This window comes from Vibrio sp. 970, from assembly GCF_033339075.1.
In genome coordinates this window covers 1-3,913 of sequence record NZ_JAWOTW010000043.1, presented here as the reverse complement: position 1 = coordinate 3,913, position 3,913 = coordinate 1, and the positions used below count along the sequence as shown (strand labels likewise).

General features: G+C 47.5%; 4 protein-coding genes and 1 pseudogene. All 5 read right to left on the bottom strand.

Annotated elements, in window-relative coordinates:
• On the bottom strand, nt 1–341 hold a 341-nt coding region (locus R7Q11_RS24445), incomplete at its 3' end, for a DUF1833 family protein (protein WP_225466808.1).
• Nucleotides 342–346: 5 nt separating this feature from the next.
• Complete coding sequence (locus R7Q11_RS24440) at nt 347–1,030, bottom strand: hypothetical protein (protein WP_025766780.1); 684 nt, start codon at nt 1,028–1,030, stop codon at nt 347–349.
• A gap of 2 nt (nt 1,031–1,032) precedes the next feature.
• Nucleotides 1,033–2,931 (bottom strand): sialate O-acetylesterase, encoded by a 1,899-nt coding sequence (locus R7Q11_RS24435; RefSeq protein ID WP_225466807.1) that lies wholly within the window; start codon nt 2,929–2,931, stop codon nt 1,033–1,035.
• A complete protein-coding gene (locus R7Q11_RS24430) occupies nt 2,921–3,397 on the bottom strand; it encodes a hypothetical protein (protein WP_213866506.1) in 477 nt (158 codons plus the stop codon). The genes R7Q11_RS24435 and R7Q11_RS24430 overlap by 11 nt, the downstream gene beginning before the upstream one ends.
• 6 nt (nt 3,398–3,403) lie before the next feature.
• Nucleotides 3,404–3,913: pseudogene (locus R7Q11_RS24425) on the bottom strand (hypothetical protein); the annotation flags it as partial.

Below are 3,913 nucleotides of genomic sequence, written 5' to 3'. Positions count from 1 at the left end.
ATGGTCACTTTGCTGCCATCTTCCATGGCTTTATCAATAAAGCGACGGGCCTCGCCCGTCACGTTATCAATCTGGAATTGCAGGTTCTGTTTCCCTTTGACGCTTTTACCCGGCAATGACACCCTAAACGCCGACGCTCGAAAGAAGGTCTCTACCCCTGTTTCTAGCCCAAGATAAATGCCTTCCACACCGTCGACTTCAAGATGATAGAAACCGTCAGCCAGACGAATGACCGATTCCGGCTCGCCTTTCTGATACGCATCTTCATTTTTAATTTCTATGGTGTGGATGGGGATTTTATCGACAGGAGCAGAGGCGTAATAAACCTCTATGGCTTTCATAACATTTATTGCACATTGATGTTTAAAGGAGAGAAGTAGCTGCGTAACTGGCTATTCACTTTGCTGATGGTCTGTTCATCCAACAGCTTGTTGTAAATAAGTAGTGCCGAGACGTGGATGATAGGCTCTCGTCCCACTTGGCTCTCACCCAGACGGATTTTATCCATTGATTTCGAGATTGGGTTCTCCGACGTTTTAGATGCCACCATGTTCAGTCCAGGCACGCTCAACTTAACCATGTTTTGGCTTCGCTGAGAAACTGACAGGAATGGGCTATCAACATCAAACGCGAGCGTGCTTGGTTGAACCGCAGAGCCATCAACACTGTCCTTGCCCCAAATGATCAACTTACCTGCTTGAGAATAGACAGTAAAACCATCGGTATACGTACCGACCATAAAGCTATTCACGGCAGGAGTGGCAACACGCTTACCCACCATAAACACGGTCAGTTCTTCGTGCTCAGCATCGACAACATTGGTCGTGATGATGTCGGTGGCACTATTAATGGTAATGCCTGACTCATCCAAAATAGGATTACCTGTGATGCTCAACTGACCACCTGCTAATGTGGAGATACGACCATCAAAAGTGTAGCCAGCAATCAACCCTTCAGCCTCTACAGGAAAAAAGACAGGTAAGTTCGGGTTGTCAAAATTGGCGTTATTTAAGCGAATAACAGTAGCCATAATTAAATTTCCTTCATGAAAGCGACTAGATAATTGTGAAGAGGGTGAACAACGCCATCGATGTTGATGTGCTCATGCTCAGTGGCCGTGTCACGAACACACCCATCATGGAATCGGGCATAGCTGATTTGTAATGGCGACGACAACGTTCGATCAGCTTTGATTCGAATCGCATTGTCATTAACGATTTCGACAGACTGAATAACCGCTTCACCATTTAAATCCTTTAAACGAAAACCTGCGTGAGACTCACCGGGTTCGATGACTAAGCCCTTATTTGGAACGTGAAGCTTAATGTCAACACTGTTCCCTGAGTAACTGAAAGACACTGGAGATAGTGGTTTCCACTTAATGCCATCCACCATCACGCGTTTCCATGCTTTGCCTAAATAAGCGCCCAACAACTTGTAACTGTAATTCGGCATGTGGATTTCATCAGCAACGAAATCCATCCAATACGTCGGAGTGGCAATAAAGATAAGTGGATCTAGCTCAGAAGCGAGCATCTGAGCATTAGGCACTCCCCACATGCGATCATCGGTGCGATACAAGGCTGGTGCCGTTTGGTAACTAAACATCGGCAAGTTCGCCGCTTGGTTGCCACTTCGGATAGCTTGCATGTCCTTTCTGAGTTTGAGCAGTTGAGTGACATAAGCTTCTGAGTCTGGGTTGCCGAGGTCATTTTCACCTTGAACCCAAAACACTCCAGCTAACGAAGTGCCACGACCATCTCGTTTCGCAGCTTCTTGCCCGTTGAGAACCATTTGTTCAAATCTTGCGAAATTCACCGTGCCCTTTGACAGTTCTTCAATCTTGGTCGAACTGCGGCCAGCGCCTCCCATCAAGAACGCCAACTGAAGCCCACCATTTTCTCGATCACATAAGTCATGAATCATTTGCAAGACACCCGCTTGTGGGGTTTCACGGTTACGATTCGCGGTGCCCTCTTTGTAAGGCATCAGAGGGTAAAACTCGGGGATGGTATTGGATTCAACATAGGCACCGTGTGAAAACATGTAATCAACGGGACTGTCTTGAATGGATATGGCAGGCTCACCTTCGGCACCAACCGATAACGACTGCCCGTACATAATGAGCTGCGTCAGTTCAGACAACGGTGGTAGATTTAAATCCTTAGGCTCGATAAGACGGTTTACGGTCAATTCAACATCATCAAAGCCTAACTTTTCCAGTTTGAGACCAGGAATTTCAATCGTGCCATCATCATTTACTTTCAAGGCGATTCTATTTTTGCTGTCGAGCACCACGAGCTCTTCACCACCGTCTCGCGCTTCAAAGTTCATATTGGCGACACTCAACGTGCCATCGGCCAAAAGCTGCAAAAGGATTTGGTTAAACTGGTTCATAAACAACAGATCGCCAGAATTACCTGCCAATTCCGTTAATAAACCAGAGAACTCAACCGCGCCATTCGAACGCACCCCAATGGCTTGACGGCCATTTCTGTCTGTGACCGCAAACTCCGTATTGCTAGTATTTTTGTTAACGTTTTCAAGCCCTAGTTCATCAACGCGAAATTCAGCTTTATCAAACAGTGCATTGGCTAACAGTGATACATCATAAGGCGATTTTTCCCATATCGTCCCAGTCCAACCGTATAGACCATTATTTTCCGGCTTCGAGTCGCGCCAAACTTCAGCAAGAACAATATTTTCAGGTGGAAAGACAGGCAAACTAGCTCGGGTTTCGTAAGCCTGTCGACCTTGAACCATCGCTTGTATTGCGGACCATTTATCTGCGATGTCTTTGCTCACTGAAGGTTTGATAACGCCACCGACGGTAACAGTGTCTTGCTCGCCACCTATTAGTATTTGGTTCAGCCAGTCAATATACTGACGAAGCTCTTCCATCATTTGAAAAAAATTATTGCTATTTGTCATTCTTCCAGCTCTCTGTGTAATAGCGGCTCATGTCGATCTCTGTCATCAGTTCATTAAGCGTATGAGGGAATAAAATCTGGCTAACGGTGAGTTCTTCGCTTTGGATTGGGTATTGGCGAATTTCACATTTCACGGTGTAGTAAAACTTGCCACCTTTTGGCTTGGCGTCTTTGAGTGGGTGGTCTTTCATTTTGATTTGTAGGGGAACCACGCCCAGCTCGGTGCGCTGGTTTAAGGTAAACCAACGAATGCCACCACTGAGTGCATGGTCTACCCAACCAAGAAACGCCGCTGCTTTGTCCTTTGGCATCCGAAACACGAGGGTTTGGAACGTCGGCACGATGATATGCCGACGACGGTCCCGAGTACGCCCTGTCGACATTTCCGTGGAAATACGATTGGACATCTGTTCGATTTTGTCAGGAAACTGAGGATGTGGCAGGTAGCTTGGGTACATCATTGTCATGAGTGCTTATACTCCCACTGGCTTGAGGTCAAAGCGCTGCGCGATCCCTTGAGACATTGGTCCGTCAGAATCGAGGTCTTCCAAAAAGACATCGGTGATGTTTTCACCATTGTCACCTTGGCGCTCTCTCACTTTCGCTCCCTCTGGTGCGCCGTAAATGTTCACAACGTTACGACCTCCAACGGCCAACCCTGCCTTGGCTGAATCCAGGCTCGGATCATTCATCGCGAACTTCTGACGCTGCATGGCCATGATGGCGCTATACATTTGGTCGATTCGGTTCGCGGATTCGTTGGTGTAAACGCGCTCACCTGCTTTCAGCGTCCAGTCGGATTCCATTCGGCCACCCAACATCGGCACTTCGGATATCCCGTTGTGCGCCATGTTCGAGACTGAATCGACTTTGCTGGCCATGGAGATACCAAAGCCCATAGCGGTGCCTGCCGCTGCCGCAGCAAGACCAGGACCGACATAAGGAATGCCAACTAAAGATTTGTATGCCGCTGACGCTGATTC